Raw genomic sequence first — 20,618 nt, forward strand, 5'->3', positions numbered from 1 at the left:
GATGCGCTTTACGGATAATGGTGAGCAAAAAGAACCGGGGATTGCGATTATTGGTATGGCAGGACGTTTCCCCGGAGCCGAAAATTATGAGCAGCTGTGGGATAATTTAACAACGGGAGAACGTTATATTCAGGAAATTCCAGCAGACCGCTGGTCACAGGATCTATATTATCACCCGGACAAAATGCAGACTGGAAAAAGCAACAGCAAATGGAGCGGGATGATTGAGGATATCTACAATTTCGATCATCTTTTTTTTAATGTTTCGCCAAAAGAAGCGGCCGCGATGGACCCGCAGCAGCGTCTTTTGCTGCAGGAAACCTGGCATTGTATGGAGGATGCCGGTGTAACGCTTTCGCAGCTGCAAAACGGTATTACAGCTGTCTATGTCGGAACGATGGCCACCGATTTTGCAGCACAGCCCACTTTTGCCGAAGGGGATGACAGATACAGAACTACAGGCAGCTATGAGAGTTTCCTGGCCAACCGGATTTCATATTTTTACGATTTGAAGGGAATGAGCTTGCCGGTCAATGCCGCTTGTTCGTCCTCGTTGGCCGCGCTGCATTTGGCGGCCTCTTCTTTGGAAAAGGGAGAATGTGATTATGCGTTCGTTAGTGCGGCTAATTTAAATCTGGACCCGTTAAAGTATGTTTCTTTTTCAAAAATGGGTTTGCTAAGTCCCGATGGGAAATGCAGATCCTTTCAGGAGGATGCTAACGGCTATGTTCCTGCCGAGGGTGTGGGTGTATTGCTGTTGCGCCGCTTGGATGCAGCCGTACAGAATAGAAATCATATCTATGGAGTGATTAAAGGCTCGGCAGTGACTCACGGGGGAAGTACACGCTCTATTCTGGTGCCAAGTGCCGAAGCGCAGCAGCAAGCGATGCAGAAGGCACATCAGCAGTCCGGTTTCCTGCCCGAGTCTGTTAATTACGTGGAAGCGCACGGTACCGGCACTTATGCCGGAGACACTACGGAAATAGCATCCCTAACTAATTTTTACCGTAATAATACAGCGAAGATCCGCTTTTGCCGGATCGGCTCCTTAAAACCAATTATCGGACATACTGAGGCTGCTTCGGGTATCGCGGGCATTATCAAAATCATGCTAATGATGAAACATAAGCAACTGCTCGCCCTGCCCCATTTCAACCATCCGAACCAGACCATTGATATAGAGAAAAGTCCCTTTGAATTTGCGGATTCCATGAAGGAATGGGCTCCGGAGCAAGGATATTCGCATTTACGGGCAGGCATTAATTCATACAGCATGGGAGGGGTCAACGCCTATGTATTATTGGAGGAATACATTCCGATGTCATCTACATTGAAGAAGAATGCTGAACAGGCAGGACAGTCTCATATTTTTGCACTTTCCTGCCGGTCGATGAATGCGCTGGAGGAACTAAAGAGCACATGGAGGACGTTTGCTGATCGTGAAAATTTTTCGGAGATTGCCCTTCAGGATTGTTGCCGAATACTGCTAACAACGAGAGAACAATTCGATTTCCGCTTCGGCTCGGTTATCCACAGCAAGGAAGAGCTGAAAAAGTCTTTAGCCGCCCCTGTGAATGAGCAGCAGAATGCCGGTTCCAGACCGCGTATGTTGAACATCGCTGAATTGGATCGGATGAATGATAGTGATTTTAGACAGTGGATTGAAGAGAACCGGCTGTTAAAGTCAATCTTAAGCGATAACAAGCATAGGCAAACTGGCCACGGACCTTTACAGGGGCTACGGAAGGTCTTATTTGGGCATTCATGGGACAAGAATAGCGAGCTGCAAGCTTTTATCGTCAACTATTGCTGTGCAACCACACTGCTGGAGCTGGGATTCACACCGGATGTGGTAACCGGAACGGGTTCAGGGGTATGGGTAGCGCTGGTAATCAGCGGGGCCATTACGTTAGACAATGCATTGCAAGCTCTGGATGACCGTAAACAGAATTGGAATTTCAGCCTTCAAACGCCACAGATTCCATTTTATGATCACAGCACCCAGACTATTATCCGGCAGTTTAATGATGAAGTGATGGGTATCCGTCTTCCTCAGGAATGGATACAGCAGGCTGTCCGCCAAGAATTCCGGAGCTTTGATAATGAGGACATGAGGATTTTTCGGTGGGGAAGCTCAAGCAGTGAAGCACCTGCGGCTTATGAGCCTGCCATTGAATTCAACCGTCTCCTGCTGGATTTATGGATGGACAAGGTTGATATCCGCTGGCAGCTGATCTATCCGCAGGATACGTTTCATACAGTTCCGCAGCTTCCGGGTTATCCCTTTGAGCAGAAGACCCACCGGAATGGAATGAACACACTGCTAAAGGCCGGGAATGCCGTACAACCGGTATATCGTCAAGAGCAAGCTGCATCTGGAGCCGCCCTGCAGCAAAGGCTGGTAGAAATATTCAGCAGGATTGCCGGACTTGAAGCCTCTTCTGCCGGAACGGACGTGGATATCCGTGCCTATGGGGCTGATTCCGAAATGTTAGGTGAGTTTGCCTATGAGATCAGCCATGTTGTCAACCAAGATATCAAAGCTTCGTTATTGTTTGAATATCCCGTGCTTTCCTCACTTGCTCAATATCTAATGAAGCACAGCCCACAAGCAGGCTCGTCCATTCCGGTTAGCGAGCCTGAGCTAACTGACAAGAAGCCAGCTGTTGCAGGCCGGGATGTAGCGATCATTGGCTTGAGCTGCCGCTTCCCGGCATCCAACACTGCTGGGGAGTTCTGGGAGCATCTGATTCAGAATGATGATTTAATTACACAGGTCCCGCAGAACCGCTGGGACTGGACTGCATATGAGGGTGATCCGCAGGGAGATGAGAACAGGACTAACTCCAAATGGGGCGGGTTTCTGGATGACATCCAAAGATTCGATGCGGAGTTCTTTCATATTTCCCGAAAAGAAGCTGAGTTGATGGACCCGCAGCAACGGGTAATGCTTGAAGAAGCCTGGCATACCATTGAGGATGCGGGCTATAAAGCTTCCGAGCTTTCGGGCAGGCAGGTGGGTGTGTACATTGCTGTTTTTAATAATGATTATAATGATTTGCTGGGCTTCGGCAGGGAAACAAGGTGGGATGGACATTCGTCAACCGGGACCTATTTCTCGATGATTCCCAACCGGATCTCTTACACTCTGGATTTGCATGGGCCTAGTGTAGCCATAGATACGGCCTGTTCAGGTTCGCTGGTAGCTATTCATCAGGCCGCCGCAGCTATTCTTAATGGTGATTGCGAGCAGGCGCTTGCCGGTGGAGTCAATCTTTTCTGTACCCCAAGGCGGCATTTATCCTTTGGCAATGCAGGAATGCTGGCCAGTGATGGAAGGTGCAAGTCCTTCGATGCACAGGCTGACGGGTACGTCAGAGGCGAAGGAGCGGGCATGCTGCTCTTGAAGTCTTTGGAGCAGGCTATTCAGGATGGGGATCACATCTATGGAGTGGTGAAAGGAAGTGCTGTGAACCACGGTGGTTATGCCGTCTCGCTGACAGCCCCGAACCCTCAGGCCCAGAGTAATCTGCTGATTCAAGCTTATGAAAGAGCAGGCATTGACCCGGTACAGGTCACTTATGTTGAAGCGCATGGAACGGGGACAAGTCTTGGTGATCCGATTGAGCTAAATGCCCTTAAAAAAGCGTTCACGCAGATGAGGCCTTCAACAGAGGGTACAACTGTTGAGGCGTCGATCCAACCCTACTGCGCAGTAGGGTCTGTCAAAACCAATATCGGTCATTTGGAATCGGGAGCCGGTATTGCCGGGGTAATTAAAGTACTGCTGGCCATGAAGCATGGGATTTTGCCGGGCAACCTGCACTTTAAACAGCTTAATCCACAAATCAGGCTGCAAGATTCCCCTTTTTACATTTTGGACCGGAATATGGAATGGCTGCGTTTGAGGGACGAATATCACCGTGAATTGCCCCGGTGCGCGGGCGTAAGCTCCTTTGGTTTCGGTGGTGTGAATGCCCATGTAGTGCTTCAAGAATACCTTACACAAGAGGACGTATTCGTGCAGCCCTCAGGGGAGAAGTTTTTTTGTCCGCTCTCCGCTAAAACGGCTGAGCGATTAAAGGACTATGCCTCCAGCCTGTATCAGTTTTTGCTGAAGAATCCTGAACTCCCGCTGCGGAATATTGCCTATACCTTGCAAACGGGCCGGGAGGATATGGAAGTGCGGATCGGCTTTTTGGCAGACTCGTCGGAAGGCTTGAGAGATGCTTTATACCAGTACCGTCATGAGGCTGCTTCGATTAAAGACATATATTCAGGGAGTCCCCACAATAGGGGGCTCTTCGCAGGACGAAGAGTTGCCGCTATGGAACTCCTTGTAAATCCTCAAGAAAAGGATCTGGAGGAAGTGAAACAGCAATGGTTGAACGGCGCCCGAGTGGATTGGAAACGGCTGTATAACGGTCATAAACCTACTAAAGTCAGCCTTCCCGGCTATTCGTTCGGTGGAGAATCCTATTGGCTGCCGGAGGAGCATAGTGCTGCTATTCAGACCTTGTCCCCACCAGATGCCCAAGCGTGGCTGAAGGATTTATTACTGCAATTGAGGAATGGCGAGATCAGCGCAAATGAAGTGAAGCGGAGGGTGGAAGAGAATTATGGGGAAAGTCAATATGAATCTTGAGGCTATATTGTCCCGAGTGGAAAACCGGGAGCTTAGTATTAATGACAGCCTGCAAATCATCGACGGGCTCTTTAACAAGCCGGAAACGGATAAGCAAGGGGTGTCCCAGCCTGCAGTTGAGTCTTCCTTATGTTACTTTCATAGTTCCTTGCAGCGGTCGGAGCTTCCGAACTCATCCAAGCCGGCTCCTGCTGCTGGCTACTACTTAATCTTTGATATGAATCCGGCAATAATGGAGGATTTGCATGCTTATATTCGCAGCACTGGAAGTGCTGCTGCCACAGTAGTTTGGGTCAAACCGGGAACCCATTTTCACCGGAGTGATGAGGGACATTATGAGATTGATCCTTTGAAGGCAGCAGATTATATCACCCTGTTGGAAGGAATTACTGCTGAGCAGCAAGTATCTGGTGCTTCTTCAGGCCGCCTGCATATCGTACTCCATCCGCTTCAACTGGAGAAGGCAGGCCCTGACCAGCCGCTGCTTCACGAAGCGGAATTTTATTCGCTTTTTTATATAGTTAAAGCCCTTTTACATTTAAAAATAAGTCATTCTGCCTCCATCTTGCTACTGGCCCAGGTTAGTGATTCGGCTGTTATAAACGGGCTGCAGGCTGCCGCCGGTTTTGCCAGAGCACTGCAGCAAGAGGATCCGCGAATGGTATGCAAAACGGTAACCTATCGCATGGCCGCGAATACTTTCTCTGAAGCTGCCAAAGGCGGTATTTCCAGGTTGCTGCTGAACGAATTGCAACTGCCAGCAGCCCGAGATATAGAAGTTGTGTATACAAATGGAGTACGCTATCTTCCTGTGGCAGAGCCTTTGAAGATCGCCACTCCGGAAATGTCCACCCTTCCGGTAAGTGAGAATGGCCTCTATTTAATTACTGGAGGTCTGGGAGGAATCGGGTACAGTATTGCCTGTTATCTGGCAGAGCGGGCCAAGGTCAGGCTGCTGCTGATCGGCCGTTCAGAGCTCAATGCCACGATGAATAGGAAGCTCGAAAGGTTACGGGATCAAGGTTCCGCTGTCTTCTATGCCCAGGCCGATGTCTCTAATGAGCTGGAACTGCAAACAGCGATACGATCAGCCTTGAGTGGGCAGGAAAGTACTGACGTGTATGGCATCAAAGGTGTAATTCATTGCGCAGGAGTCATTAAGGACAGTTACCTGTGGTATAAAACAGAGAAAGAGGCCGCTGAAGTACTGGCTCCCAAAGTACAAGGGACCCTTAACCTGGATACTATAACACAGCTTGAGCCGCTGGATTTCTTTCTTCTCTTCTCTTCTATTGTGGCTTCCTTGGGCAATGCCGGACAGACCGATTATGCTTACGCGAACGGCTTCATGGATGGATTTGCCGGAAACAGGCACTCATGGGTTCAAGCAGGACAACGCAAGGGGCGTACCCTTTCCATTAACTGGCCGGTCTGGCTGGAGGGCGGAATGAAAGCTCCGCAGGATGACTTTTCACGATTCACCAGTGCCGGGCTGCGTCCGCTGCCAACAGATTTGGGAATTGAAGCGTTGGAACATGCTTACGCTTCAGGTAGTTCAAAGGTGATTGTAGGATATGGTGAACCACAAAGGATATATAAGTCTCTCCAGCCAGTTAATGATAATGATACGCCGGAGAGCCATTTTCTTGTCCAGGAGGATCAGGAAGAGAGTGGACAAGCCGCTGCGCTGCAGACGCATACCGAGGAGTTGCTGGCAGAGATTTTTGCCGGGCTGCTCAAAATACCGGCAAGTTCAATTAGCCCGGAGGCTCCTTTTTCCAAGCTGGGAGTGGATTCCTTTATCGTTAACCGTTTCAATTATCTGATGAAAAACAGGTTCGGGAAAATGTCGGCAACGCTTCTTTATGAGTACAATTCGCTGAAATCATTAGCCGCATATCTGATCAAGCGTTACCCCGAGCGGCTGACGGATGAGATCACCGGACAAGCGGAAGAGAACAAGCCAGCCCGCGAAGCTGAACAAGCCAGTCCCCGAAAAGTGCAGCAACCTTTACCGGTACAAGCCCCACTGGTGGAAAAGGTGGAAAAGGTGGAAAAGGTTCAGGTGAATACACAGGATATAGCGATTATAGGCGTTAGCGGGAGATATCCACAGGCGGAGAATCTGGAGCAATTATGGCAGAATTTAAGCGCCGGAAAGGATTGCATTACCGAGATCCCCAAAGAACGCTGGAGCTGGCAGGATTATTATGATGACGATCCGGGTAAGGCGAAGGAAGGCAAGATATACGGAAAATGGGGCGGATTCATAGACGGGTTTGACCAATTTGATCCGCTTTTATTTCATATCTCTCCGCGTGAAGCCAAAGCGATGGACCCTCAGGAAAGATTGTTTCTGGAGGTTTCGCGGGAAGTCATGGAGGATGCAGGCTATGGCAACAAGCTCAGAAGTGAGCTGTCGGACAGCGGCATGGAGAAGAGCATAGGTGTTTTTGTCGGGGCTACCAGCCATACTTATTCGTTGTGGGCACCGGAAAGCTGGCAGAAGAACAGCGCTGTTCTTCCACAATCCATGCCGTGGTCCATTGCGAACAGAGTGTCCTATACATTCAATTTCAGCGGGCCTAGCATGCCTGTCGATACGGCGTGCTCTTCCTCACTGACTGCCATTCATCTGGCCAGCGACAGCATTCGCAGAGGGGAATGCAGCATGGCGATTGCCGGAGGCATCAACCTGTATCTTCATCCCCTTAAATACTTATATTTGTGTCAGATGAAAATGCTCTCCACGAGCGGCCGCTGCCGGAGCTTTGGCGATGAGGGTGACGGCTTTGTACCCGGCGAAGGAGCAGGGGCTGTTCTATTGAAGCCGCTGCAGGCGGCAATTAAGGATGGCGATCATATTTATGCGGTTATCAAAAGCAGCGCTGTTAATCACGGGGGCCATACCAGCGGCTATACCGTGCCGAATCCGAATGCACAAGCTGCATTAATCCAGGACGCAATGGGCAGAGCGGGCGTTCATCCACGCACCTTGGGTTATATCGAGACGCACGGAACAGGAACATCTCTGGGTGATCCTATCGAGATAAGCGGCTTGCAGAAAGCTTTTGAGGGGCACACAAGCGATAAACAGTTCTGCTCTATAGGCTCCGTCAAAAGCAATGTAGGGCATTTAGAAGCAGCAGCAGGCATACTGAGCCTGACCAAAGTGATTTTGCAGCTGAAGCATAAAATGCTTGTGCCTTCACTGCACGCCGATCCGCCCAATCCTAACATTGATTTTGCTGATACGCCTTTTTATGTGCAAAGAGAACTAGCCGAGTGGAAGCCGTCACTTATCTCTGCGAATGGGGTAACGGAAACCCATCCCAGAAGAGCAGGCATCAGCTCCTTTGGTGCAGGCGGGGTGAACGCTCACCTCATTGTTGAGGAATATAACCCGCAGCAAAATGCAGTTCTGCATAGGGTTAAACCTAACGAGCCGCAATTGTTCGTACTCTCTGCTGTGAATGAAGAGCGGTTGAAGGTATATGCAGCAAGAGTGGCGGAACATGTGCATATGCTGCTGTCTAGTAAAGGGGACGAGGGGAATAGGACATCTCACCAGGCAGTTCTGAAACAAGCTGTAGAACAGGATTTCATCGCCTTTGTAGCTGCCGCCGCCGAAATTCATGCGGACGAGGTGAATCTCGATGGGGATATGCAGGAATATAACATCGATTTGTATACCTTTACAGAAATTGTTGGCAAGCTTATGCAAAAACATAACCTGACCCAGGGGATTCCCGATCTTCCGCTGACAGGAAGCCTGCGGGAGTGTCTGCAGGCTTTTAGCTTTGCCTCAACGGAGTTCATGTCCGTCTCTCCAGCAATTACATTGCTGTCCGATATGGCTTATTCCTTGCAGACTGGACGGGAAGAAATGAGTGAAAGACTGGCTTTTAAAGCTTCAAGCTATGAGGAGCTTTACCGCAAATTATCTGCATTCTCCAAAGAAGAGCCTAACCTTGAGCATATGTATACCGGCAATAGTCTTCAGGACCACAGTCAACTCATGAACCTGATGGAAGGACCTGAAGGCGGCCAATATATCAATGAACTTATTGACCATAAGCAGCTTGGCAAGCTGGCCCGGTTGTGGAGCTGGGGCTTTCGAATCCAGTGGGAACGGCTGTATAAGGAAGCGCCGCCCCACCGCGTACCTTTGCCTGCGTACCCTTTTGCCAGAGACAGGTATTGGTTTGACAGGGTAACGGACAGTAAAGAGAGCAATGCAAATCAGCGTTCCATGGGGAGGTTGGAGGAGATGAGGAGTTATTCTGCGAGAGATGAAGTGGAGTTGAGTGTGTCTGAGGACGGTTTTGCTGTAGTCACTCTTCAGGACCGGGAGAACCGAAACATGTACAGCGAAGGCATTAACGAAGGGCTTATATCCGCTTTTGCCCAGATTAACGGGAATGAACAGATTAAAGCCGTTATCGTCACTGGAGCAGATAAAGTGTTCTGTATGGGTGGCACAGCAGAGAATCTGAACAACATCTCCAATTTGGAGAGTAAATGTACAGATTTATCTTTTGTTTATCAAGGTTTCCTGCAATGCAAAGTGCCGGTAATTGCTGCTATGCAAGGGCATGCAGTGGGCGGGGGACTCGTGTTGGGCTTATTCGCGGATATTGTCATTATGGCAACGGAGGGCGTATACAGCGCAAATTTCACTCAGTACGGCTTCACCCCAGGTGTAGGTGCCACGTATATTTTGCGGGAAAAGCTGGGCAATGCGCTAGCTATGGAGATGATGTTTACAGCTCGTTCCTTCACAGGTGGAGAACTGCAGAAGCGCGGAGCTTCGCTTATCTTCAGAGATTCTGATGACGTATTAAATGAAGCCATTGCTGTAGCCAAAATGCTGGTTAAGAAGCCCTATCAGACGCTGACCGTTCTAAAACAGGAGTTGGCAGGCAGAATATTGGCTCAGCTTCCGGCGGTTCTGGAGAGTGAAGTCACCATGCATGATACCGTCTTCGCCAAAATTGATGTCAGCGGCCTGATTAAGCATTACACCCGCACGGACTCAGAGCGGCCGCTGGTTCAGGCTAACAACAAGCTCAAACTGAAAACAACCGCTTCTGCTGTACAGGCAGAAGATACGAGACCTGCTGTTCCACAATCTGTGAACTTGGGTTTGTCCAATTTACAGACAGTGACTCTACGCGGATTCAAGCCGCATCCTGTGTCCTTGGAAATGGACGAAGCAAGGCTTACCTCCAGCCTTAAAGAGCTGGTCGGTGCTATCCTTCATATTCCGGCCAAAGATGTAGGAGTGGAGTTGGGCTTTCATGAGCTGGGCTTCGATTCCATCAGCGGAGTGGAGTTGGTGCGGGATATTAACCGGCTGCTGCCTATTAATGTGGATTCGATAGTGATCTATGATTATCCTAATATCCGTGAGCTGGCTAAGTATTTATCGGAGGAGGCCCTGCCTAATCCTTCCCTATTGAACACTCAAGTAGCCGGGGGACTGCAGAAGAACCAGCTGCCTGTTGAACCCTTGGCGGAGGCAGGTCCGATCTCCTTCGCCAGCCAGCAAATTGACCGCAAAAGGGGAAGACCAGACAAGCTGAAACTCTCCAGAGCAGATCAAACCGCGCCAATAGCGGCTCCACTTAACAGGAAGGAAGCCACCCCAATACCTGCAGTAGCTGAAATCAAGCAGATCATAGCAGAATTGGTTGCCAATGTGCTGCACCTGTCTCTCCCAAACGTATCCACACAGTCTGCCTTGCGTGAGCTTGGGGTAGATTCGATTACTACAGTTGAAATGGTCAGAGATTTGAACAAAACCTTTCAAATTGAGCTGGACGCTGTAACTATATATGATTATCCAACCATTGATCTGTTGGCTGTATATATTTACGAGGAAATATCTATGAAGACAGTTGTTCTCATTGGTCCAGAGCAGGTTACAGAGCGGCAGAAGACCATGAATTGGCTGACAGAGCTGGAGGCCGGGCAACTGAATATCGACGAAGTGGAGAAGCTTCTGGAGGATATCTCATGAGGGGACAAATATTGAACCGCAAACAAATTCTCGAACAAATTCAAAGTGGCCATTTAAGTCCTGCAGCTGGCTATGATTTAATCCAATCTTTGCAGCAAGGGAAGGACAATAGAGCTGCCCAGGACGAACGTATAGATTCTAAACCTACTGATATCGCTGTCATTGGCATGTCTGGCCGATTCCCTGGGGCCAGCGACCTGAACATGTTCTGGAATAATCTCACCCGCGGCGTGGATTCCGTAACCGGGATTCCGCAGAATCGCTGGCGTTATGAATCCGGCGGCAGTCAGCTCAAAGCTTCAGGCAAGCCACTGCAATGTGACCGAGGCGGATTTATTGACGGGATTGATGAATTCGATCCATTGTTCTTCAATATTTCGCCGCGTGAGGCTGAGCTGATGGACCCGCAGCAAAGAATATTTCTGCAGACGGCCTGGCATGCCATCGAAGATGCAGGTTACGCGCCGGAAGACCTCTCGGGAAGCAAGTGCGGTGTATTTACCGGGGCTACCCAAGGAGATTATTATCTGAACATCCGCAATTCAGACCGTGAGCTTGATTCTCAGGTTCTTACCGGATACAGCAACTCTATACTGGCAGCGCGGATTTCCTATTTTCTAAATCTGAAGGGTCCCAGCATCCCCATTGATACCGCTTGTTCTGCTTCATTGGTGGCAGTGCATCAGGCCTGTCAGAGTATTATGCATGGTGACAGCGAATGGGCGCTGGCGGGCGGTATCTATTTATTATCCACGCCTGAGATGCACGAGATGACCGAAAAGGGGGGCATGCTGTCCCCGGAAGGGAAATGCAAAGCCTTCAGTCATGACGCAGACGGTTTTGTGCCAGGGGAAGGCGTGGGTGTTGTTCTGCTTAAGCCTTTGGCGGCGGCGATCAGGGATCATGATCATATCTATGGAATCATCAAGGGTTCGGCAATCAATCAGGATGGGAAAACTAACGGAATTACGGCTCCCAGCGCTGTTTCTCAGCACCGCCTGCAAAATGATTGTTATCAGCGCTACGGTATTGATCCGGATTCGATCAGTTATCTTGAAGCCCATGGAACGGGTACACAGCTGGGTGATCCGATCGAAATATCGGCCTTGAGCAAGACATTCGCTCAGTATACGTCACGGAAGCAGTTTTGTGCGATCGGTTCGGTAAAAGCCAATATCGGTCATACCTTAACAGCGGCGGGGGCAGCCAGTTTAATTAAAGTTCTGCTGAGCATGAAATATGGCAAGCTGGTTCCATCGCTTCATTATCAGTCCTCCAATGTACACATCAAGTTCGAGGATACGCCATTTTATGTTAATACCGCATTAAAGGAATGGAAGCAGGAGGATGGACAGGTACGAAGAGCAGCTGTCAGCTCCTACGGTCTTAGCGGAACCAATTGTCATATGGTTATTGAAGAATTTCTAGAGCGTCCCACAATCGCGGAGCGATCGCCATCGCCTCTGTATCTGTTTCCGTTCTCGGCTAAAACCGCTGATGCGCTGGAAGCGAGGATGAGAGAATTCCACCACTGGCTGCTGAATGAGAAAATGACAGTTGATACGGCTGCCGATATCAGCTTCACTCTTGCTGCAGGACGCAATCATTTCTCGTTCCGTTCTATCATAACTGCCTGTAATTTGGATGAGCTGCGGCATACACTTGAGCAGGTGCTAGCCGGAAATAAAACAGAGCAGTATGCAACAAATATCGAAGCTGAAGGCCTCCCCACGGAGCAGCCTACAGCGAAGGTCCATAGCTCAGCCCCATCTTTCGTCGGCTTCTATCAGGAGAGTATCCAAACTTTGAAGGAAAGAACGGCCAGCTTTGTACGTTTCTATCTTGAAGGCGGCAAGCCTGATTTCATGCGGATGTACGAAGGATTGGAGTGGCGAAGAGTTGCCGGTTTGCCAGGGTATCCATTTGCTAAAGAGAGTTATTGGATTGCCGGTGAAGACAATGGGCGATTCATTCATACAGTGGACAGCAGGGACAGCGAGCTTACTACAGGAGCTGGCAGTATTACCGAGTTTGACGGTACCGAATCTGTGCTGAAGGATCATCTGGTGGGAGGCGTGCAAGTGCTGCCCGGCGCAGCCTACGTAGACCTTGCCATACAATCTGCCAAAAAGGCGGGCTATTCAGTGCACAGCAGATTGAGGGGCGTAACCTGGCTTCATCCATTTAGTGTGGAGCAGGGGCCAATGAAGCTGGAGATAGTGTTCACCGATGAAGTGAGGCTCGATAATGAGCTGAGATGCCAGGCCTTCTCGGACGGGGAGCAAGGGCGGCTGATCCATTTTCAGGCTGACCTGTTCACAGGGGAGCGTTCCGCTTCTCTTCAAGGGTCGAGGCCGACCGCTGTTAAGAAGTCGGAGCTGATCAGATTCATGAAGCCGCTGGATGTAGAGCAGTGTTATGAACAGCTGCGTTCCAATGGTATAGAGCATAGGGGGAGCTTCAAAAGCATCCGAGAATTGTATTCCTCGGGTACAGAAACGGTTGCCCTTCTGGAATTACAGGAGGACAGCGAGCATGGTAAGACACCTGCCAATGGGCAAGTGATGGAGATGGACTCTGGCATCCATCCTGCTTTGCTGGATGGGGCTTTCCAGAGCGCCATTGGAATAGATGGCTTTGCAGATAGTGGCTACATTCCCTTTTCAGCGGATGAAATAATGATTTACAGCGGCTTACCTAAACGCTGCTATGTCCATACGCGGCACAAGGGAAGCGCTGGTGAAAGCCGGATTCAGCGGTTCGATATGGTTATTTTTGATGAGCAGGGTGAAGTTCTAATTCAGGTTAACAATCTGCTGGCGCGCGGTCTTAAAGATATTGTCAAGCCTTCACCGGATCGAAGTTTGCTGTATTTCCGTGAGGAATGGCAGGTTGTGCCTGTAAGTGAGGTGCGATCCCGGCAACTGCGATCTCCCGGCAATGTGCTTGTGTTCGAGGAGGGCAGCCAATGGTTTGATTACATGCAGACTGCGCTTTCGGAAGCGGAATTAATGGAATCAACACTCACTTTGGTGAAACAGGCTGATCGCTATCATATTGGGCAAGCAGATACCTTTGGAATCAACACCAATGAGCCGGCGCATTATCAACAGCTGGTAGAAGAATTGAACCAGAGCGGGAGATTGCCTGCTACTATACTGTATATCAGTAAGGAGGACAAGGCATCCGACTCTTCGGTTTTCGGTTTGTCCAGCAAGATTAGAAGCAGCTTTTATCCCATGCTGTACTTATGCCAGGCCCTGATCGGCGCTAAGCTGCATCATCCTGTAACTCTTTATTATATTTACCATTCAGATAATTCTGTGTGCAATCCACACCAGACGGCCATGACCGGATTTGCTCGTACCTTGAATCTTGAGAATCCGCAGCTTGAGCTAAAAACGGTTGAACTTTATAACATCGACAAGCAGGAGCAGGCCTATACAGCAGTGTTCAATTTATTGACAGGCTCAGCCAGAGCACAGCTTGGACCGGAGCATGATTTGATCCGTTTTGCCGACGGGCAGATGCTGCTGAAGCAGCTCGTAAGATGTGAGCCTGTTGCTGGGCAGGAAGGCCTAACGCTGAGAACCAATGGCGTGTATCTGATTACAGGCGGATTAGGTGGAATTGGAATGATTACGGCGGCGCATCTGGCCCGCTTATCCAAGGTGAAGATTGTACTGACCGGACGTACAGCACCTAATCTTCAGCAGCAGCAGCGTATCTCTCACATGCAGAGCAGCGGTTCTGAAGTAACGTTTATGCAGGCTGACATCGCGGACAGAGAAAGCGTAGATGCGCTGGTTCTGAAGTTGAAGCAAAGATACGGCCGTATAAACGGCATTTTTCATAGTGCGGGTGTGCTTCGGGATTCTTTTATTCTCAGAAAAACAAGGGAAGAGGCAGAGAGCGTAATCGCTCCCAAAGCCTATGCAGTTTGCTTGCTGGACCATGCGCTTAAGGATGAGCCGCTGGACTTCTTTATCCTTTATTCAGCTATAGCTTCCATTGTAGGCAACCCCGGACAAAGCGACTATGCGTATGCCAACCGCTTCATGGATGATTATGCCCGTCATCGGGAGCAGTGTCGGATGCGGGGCCAGCGTTCAGGAATCACGGTATCCATTAATTGGCCGCTCTGGGCAGAGGGGGGCATGACTATCCCTGAGTACACTGCACAGAATCTTCGCAAACGGCTCGGGATGTTGCCCATGACCACACGGAATGGACTGCAAGCATTACATGACTGCCTGACCTTCGGACATCCGAGCGTCATGGTATTAGAAGGGAATGAACGGGAAGTGATGAAATCCTTGGGTATTTCCGCAGTGAATGAAAGTCATAGATCCTCAGCAGAGCCAGCTGTCAACCTCCAGTCCGCTGCGGAACAGCTGCTGAAGGACGTCTTCGCCAAAGTAATTCAATTGTCCACAGCACGTATTAGTGAGCATGCTCTATTTGAGCAATACGGCATCGATTCCATTGTTGTTATGAAAATTAATGATGAGCTGGAAGCGGTATTCGGCAGATTGTCCAAAACGTTGTTATTTGAATACACGACGATTGCAGCCTTGGCCCAATATTTTGTAAGCAAGCATGCGAATGTACTGAGCTCCCGACAAACAGAGTTGGAGCAAATTCAGCAGATGAATGTGATTCCTGATCGCGTAGCTGACCCTGAAGAGAAGAGGGCTGAAGAGAGTCCGCTGCAACTGGAAGGCTTTGCCGTCATCGGGCTGGGTGGGCGTTATCCGCAGGCGGAGGGTCTGGAAGAGTTCTGGGACAATCTGGTGGCTGGCAAGGATTGCATTACTGAAATTCCAACGGATAGATGGGATGCCCGAACTGAATCCTTACGAAATAAAGCAAGCACCGGCAAGCAGATGAGCAAATGGGGTGGATTTATAGACGGTGCTGATCAATTTGATCCGTTGTTTTTTAATATTTCGCCAAAGGATGCCATTGGAATGGACCCTCAGGAGCGACTGTTCCTGGAAACCGCCTGGAATACCCTTGAAGATGCTGGATATACCAGACAGCAGCTGGACAGCAAAGAAATAGGCGTGTTCGTAGGGGTGATGTATGGACATTACCCGTTGATTGGGCTTACGGGACCGGCGGAGGGTAATCCTGCCGTGAATTCCTCCTTTGCCTCTATTGCCAATCGGGTCTCTTATTATTTCAACTGGTGCGGACCCAGCATGGCGGTGGATACGATGTGTTCATCCTCGCTAACCGCTCTGCATCTGGCCTGTGAAAGCCTGCGCAGGAAGGAAAGTGAGCTGGCGCTGGCTGGCGGTGTCAATCTGTCCCTGCATCCACTGAAGTATCAGGTGCTAGGCGAAGGGCAATTCACCTCCAGTGACGGACGGTGCCGCAGCTTTGGCGAGGGCGGGGACGGTTATGTCCCAGGCGAAGGAGTGGGTGCTGTGCTGCTTAAACCGCTGGAGCTGGCGGTTCGGGACGGCGACCATATCTATGGTGTGATCAAATCAACAGCTATCAATCATGGCGGGCGCACAAACGGTTACACGGTTCCTAATCCGAATGCCCAGGCCAAAGTAATTGCCAGAGCCGTTGCGGAGGCCAAAATCGAGCCAAGAACGATCAGCTATATTGAGGCTCACGGCACAGGCACCTCGCTTGGAGATCCAATAGAGATCACCGGACTGGCCAAAGCTTTCGGTGCTTATTCAGAGGATAAGCAGTATTGCCGGATTGGCTCGGTGAAATCCAATATCGGACATTTGGAATCAGCAGCTGGAATTGCCGGGTTAACCAAATTATTGCTGCAGCTCGAGCACAAGCAGCTTGTCCCTTCCTTGCATGCTGATCAGCTGAATCCTTTTATTGATTTGGAGGAAACTCCATTCTCTGTCCAGAAAAAGCTGGAGTATTGGCCTGAAACGGTGGTTGAAAGCCATGGGGAATTGCAGAAGTATCCACGCCGGGGCGGCTTAAGCGCCTTTGGGGCGGGCGGATCCAATGCGCATGTTCTTGTGGAGGATTATGAAGAAAATTATAGAGGAAGAAATGGTTCCTTGACTGATACTGAGCGAAGACTGATCGTGCTTTCGGCTCATAGTATGGACAGATTGCAGGCATCTGCCTTGAAGCTGGCAGCATTTGTGGAGCGCAGTATGTTATCCGAACCATCCCAGCTAGATACAGCGGGAGAGGATTCGCTGAAGCTTGCGCTCTGGAACTCCATTCAACAGGGGCTTGCAGAGATCACGGGGATTAAAGCAGATGAGATTCGTCATGACGATGCCCTGGAGTCTTTTTCAATTGATCCGGTACAGTGGGATACGATGGCCAGTCAACTGGGCAGCCGCTGGAAGATAAGTATCGGACTGGCGGAACTGTTCAATCACCGGACTGCCGGGGATTTGGCAGACCATTTATATTGGAGCAACCCTCAAGCAGCTGATTCCCCAGCGGCTTCTTTGTCTTTGCAGAACATAGGCTACACCCTGCAGGCCGGGAGGGAGGCTATGGAGTATCGGTTAGCTTTTGTCGTCTCGAATTGCAGCCAATTGCAGGAAGTATTGGAGGCATTCGGCCAAGGGCGAGCTGCCCGGGAAACCCTTTTCACTGGAAAGGTCAAAAAACATGTGGAGGAAAATGCTCCCTACAATGCCTCCATTCAGGAGCAGGTGGAACAAGCATTAGTACAACGTGATCTCTCGCTTTTGGCGGAATATTGGGTGGAAGGTGCAGAGATCGAATGGACGCGGTTGTATCCCCATGCTGCTCCCCGGCGGGTATCTTTGCCTACCTATCCTTTTAAACGCAAAAGGTATTGGCTTAACACGGGTTCTGACCGCTTAGCCAGCAGCACAAGCACCACCGAACCGGCAGTTTCATCAGCCGTAGAGTTGTCACCTTCTGTTGCTTCAGTACCAGCGGCTGCGGCAGCCTGGGCTCCCCTGGAATTGGAGTCTTCCGCCGGATATGCCGGAGATGAGGTTACCCTGGAAGTCGTCGAAGGCAATATCGCACTGGTAACCATGCGGGACAAGCCCAACAAAAATATGTTCTCCAATAATATCATGCAGGGATTAATGGCCAAATTCCATGAAATTAAAGGCAACCCAAACCTCAAAGCAGTTGTCCTTACGGGGTATGACCATGTGTTCTGTATGGGAGGAACGAGAGAGCAATTGCTGGATATTTCAGAGAAAAGAAGCCAGTTTACCGACAATCCGTTTATGTTCCGCGGGTTGCTGGAAGCTGAAATCCCTGTTATTTCTGCCATGCAGGGACATGCTTCCGGAGGCGGCATGCTGTTCGGTCTGTTCGCGGACATCGTAATTATGGCTGAAGAAAGTATTTATAGCGCGGTGTTCACAAAGTTTGGCTTTACGCCGGGTATGGGAGCGACCTTGATTCTGAAGGAGAGGTTCGGACCCAACATCGCCACGGAATTGATGTACACAGCAAGGAGCTATTCAGGAGAAGAACTGAAGAATAGAGGTGCTTCGGTACTCTTCAGGAAGAGGGCGGATGTGCTGCAGGAGGCGCTGAATATAGCCCGCTCATTGGCTGAGAAGCCGCTGTTCACCTTAAAGGTGCTGAAAAAAGAGCTGTCGGCAGCCATTTTAGAGAAGCTTCCGCTATATATTCAAAAAGAAATCGAGATGCACGAACTGACGTTTAACCATCCCGAGGTTATTCAACGGATTCAGCGTTATCATGTCAGCAGTCAGGACATGCCCTCAGAAGAAACGATCTGGCAAAAAGAAGCGTCTGCTGCTCTGCAGAGCATTCAGACGCTTGAGAACGAAGCTCCAGAAACTGCATTTGAGGATAATGCGGAGGGAATTATCACCGCTATTGTCAGCCGTATACTGCATCTTCCTGCCGGGGAATGGAATGCTGATTCAACTTTCAAGGAGCTTGGAACGGACTCCATTAGCGGTATTGAGATAATCCGGGAAGTGAATTCCAGCCTGGGTGTGAATTTTGATGCTGTGGTCTTGTATGACTATCCTACCATCCAGCGGCTGGCGCAGGCGGTTAGGGTGCAAAAGGGCAAGCCGTTCCTACATCAGCAGGACCCGCCCGCACCTCCTGTAAAGCCCGAACCTCATGCCAAGCTTCGGCAAGTAGAAAACGCACCTTCCATTACATTATCCAGCACGTTGGATACCGTGATGAGAGCGGTAAAGGATGTGCTGCACATCGCGGATACGGAACAGTTGGAAGCGGACTCTACCTTTAATGAATTAGGCGTGGATTCGATCAGCGGCGTGGAAATCACCAGACTCATCAATGCGTTGCATGGATTACATGTGGATGCAGTAGCTTTGTACGACCATCCTACCTTAAATCGTATGGCAAAGCATGTGTTCGATGAACTCTCACGCAGCCATGCAGTCTCATCTGCCTTTGTCTCATTGCCAGTACCTCCATTGTCTGATTCAGTACTGCTTGAGCCAGTATTAACAAGCTCTTATTTGAGAAGCAGCAACCGCACGGAAGCCAAATATGTGCCGCAAACTGGCAGTCCGAGGCAGCTAAAGATCAAGCTGGGCGCTGCAAGTACTCCTCTAAGCACGGCGGGAAGGTCGGAACGCAGGGAGGAGCAAGCGACTCCCTCTTCTGAAGATAGCGAAGGGGAGAGGGGAACCGGCAATTTAGCGGATAACCGGCAGTCCGGCGACGATGTCGCTGTAATCGGCATGGCGGGCCGCTTTCCGGGTGCTGACAATATAACGCAGTTCTGGTCCAACCTGAAGAATGGGGTGGACAGTATTTCTGAGGTCCCGCAAGATCGCTGGAATATGGATAGTTATTATGATGAAGATGCCAAGGCTCCTGGCAAATCATATTGCAAGGTTGGGGGCTTCATCAAGGGTGCGGACAGATTCGATCCGCTATTTTTCAATATTTCCCCAGTTGAGGCTGAGCTTATGGACCCTCAGCAGAGGGTGTTTCTGGAGGAATGCTGGAAAGCCCTCGAGGATGCCGGATATTCGGATAGAAGCCTGTCGGATATCAAGTGCGGAGTATTCGTAGGTGCAACGCAGGGCGACTACCTGCAGAAGCTCAGTGTGAACGGCCACGACAAAACCGCTGAGGCATTTACCGGTTCGTCGTCGTCCATTTTAGCCGGGAGAGTCTCTTATTTCCTGAATTTGAAGGGGCCAAGCATAGCGATCGAAACGGCCTGCTCTTCCTCGCTGGTTGCTGTGCATCAAGCCTGTCAAAGTATTAGAAGCGGCGAATGCCAAATGGCGCTCGCCGGTGGAATCAGGCTCATGTTCACTCCGGATCTGCTGATTCAGTCCAGCAAGATGGGTATTCTGTCCCCTTCCGGACAGTGCCGGACCTTCGATAAGAATGCGGACGGGACGCTGATTAGCGAGGGAGCCGGGGTTGTCGTGCTGAAACCGCTGAAGCAGGCCCTTCTTGACGGTGACCCCATCTACGGGGTCATTAAAGGCTCGGGCATAAATCAGGATGGCAAAACCAATGGAATTACTGCGCCAAGCTCACAGTCACAGATCGAGCTGGAGCGTGGCGTATATACCCGTTATGCCATTAATCCCGAGGATATTGGGTATGTTGAAGCGCATGGAACAGCTACCAAACTGGGAGACCCGATCGAGGTCAAGGCATTGACAGAGGCGTTTGGGTTCTTTACGGCAAAGAAGCAATATTGTGCCATCGGCTCAGTAAAGTCAAACATCGGCCATACCACGATGGCTGGAGGAATTGCCGGATTAATCAAAGCGCTGCTCTCGCTCAAAGCTAAACAGATTCCGCCCTCCCTTCATTATGAGGAGGAGAATGAGCATATCCACTTCCGGGATACTCCGTTTTATGTGAATACACAGCTTGCGGAATGGGCGGTCAAGCCTGGTGTCCGGCGTATGGCAGCGGTCAGTGCTTTTGGATTTAGTGGAACGAATTGCCACATTGTTCTTGAAGAAGCTCCTTAAA

At 50.1% G+C, this 20,618-nt stretch carries 3 protein-coding genes; all 3 read left to right on the top strand.

Annotation, left to right across the window (positions count from 1 at the left end; genetic code table 11):
• Position 1: 1 nt before the first annotated feature.
• The 3 genes from GJB61_RS02465 to GJB61_RS02475 are packed head-to-tail and all read left to right on the top strand — an operon-like array spanning position 2 to position 20,617.
• Positions 2-4,645, top strand: a complete 4,644-nt coding sequence (locus GJB61_RS02465) for a beta-ketoacyl synthase N-terminal-like domain-containing protein (protein WP_154116761.1) — start codon at positions 2-4, stop codon at positions 4,643-4,645.
• Positions 4,620-10,667, top strand: a complete 6,048-nt coding sequence (locus tag GJB61_RS02470) for an SDR family NAD(P)-dependent oxidoreductase (protein ID WP_154116764.1) — start codon at positions 4,620-4,622, stop codon at positions 10,665-10,667. The genes GJB61_RS02465 and GJB61_RS02470 overlap by 26 nt, the downstream gene beginning before the upstream one ends.
• Positions 10,664-20,617, top strand: a complete 9,954-nt coding sequence (locus GJB61_RS02475; RefSeq protein WP_154116766.1) for an SDR family NAD(P)-dependent oxidoreductase — start codon at positions 10,664-10,666, stop codon at positions 20,615-20,617. The genes GJB61_RS02470 and GJB61_RS02475 overlap by 4 nt, the downstream gene beginning before the upstream one ends.
• Position 20,618 lies beyond the last annotated feature (1 nt).

The sequence above is a fragment of the Paenibacillus monticola genome (assembly GCF_009664975.1).
Lineage (GTDB): Bacteria > Bacillota > Bacilli > Paenibacillales > Paenibacillaceae > Paenibacillus_AQ > Paenibacillus_AQ monticola.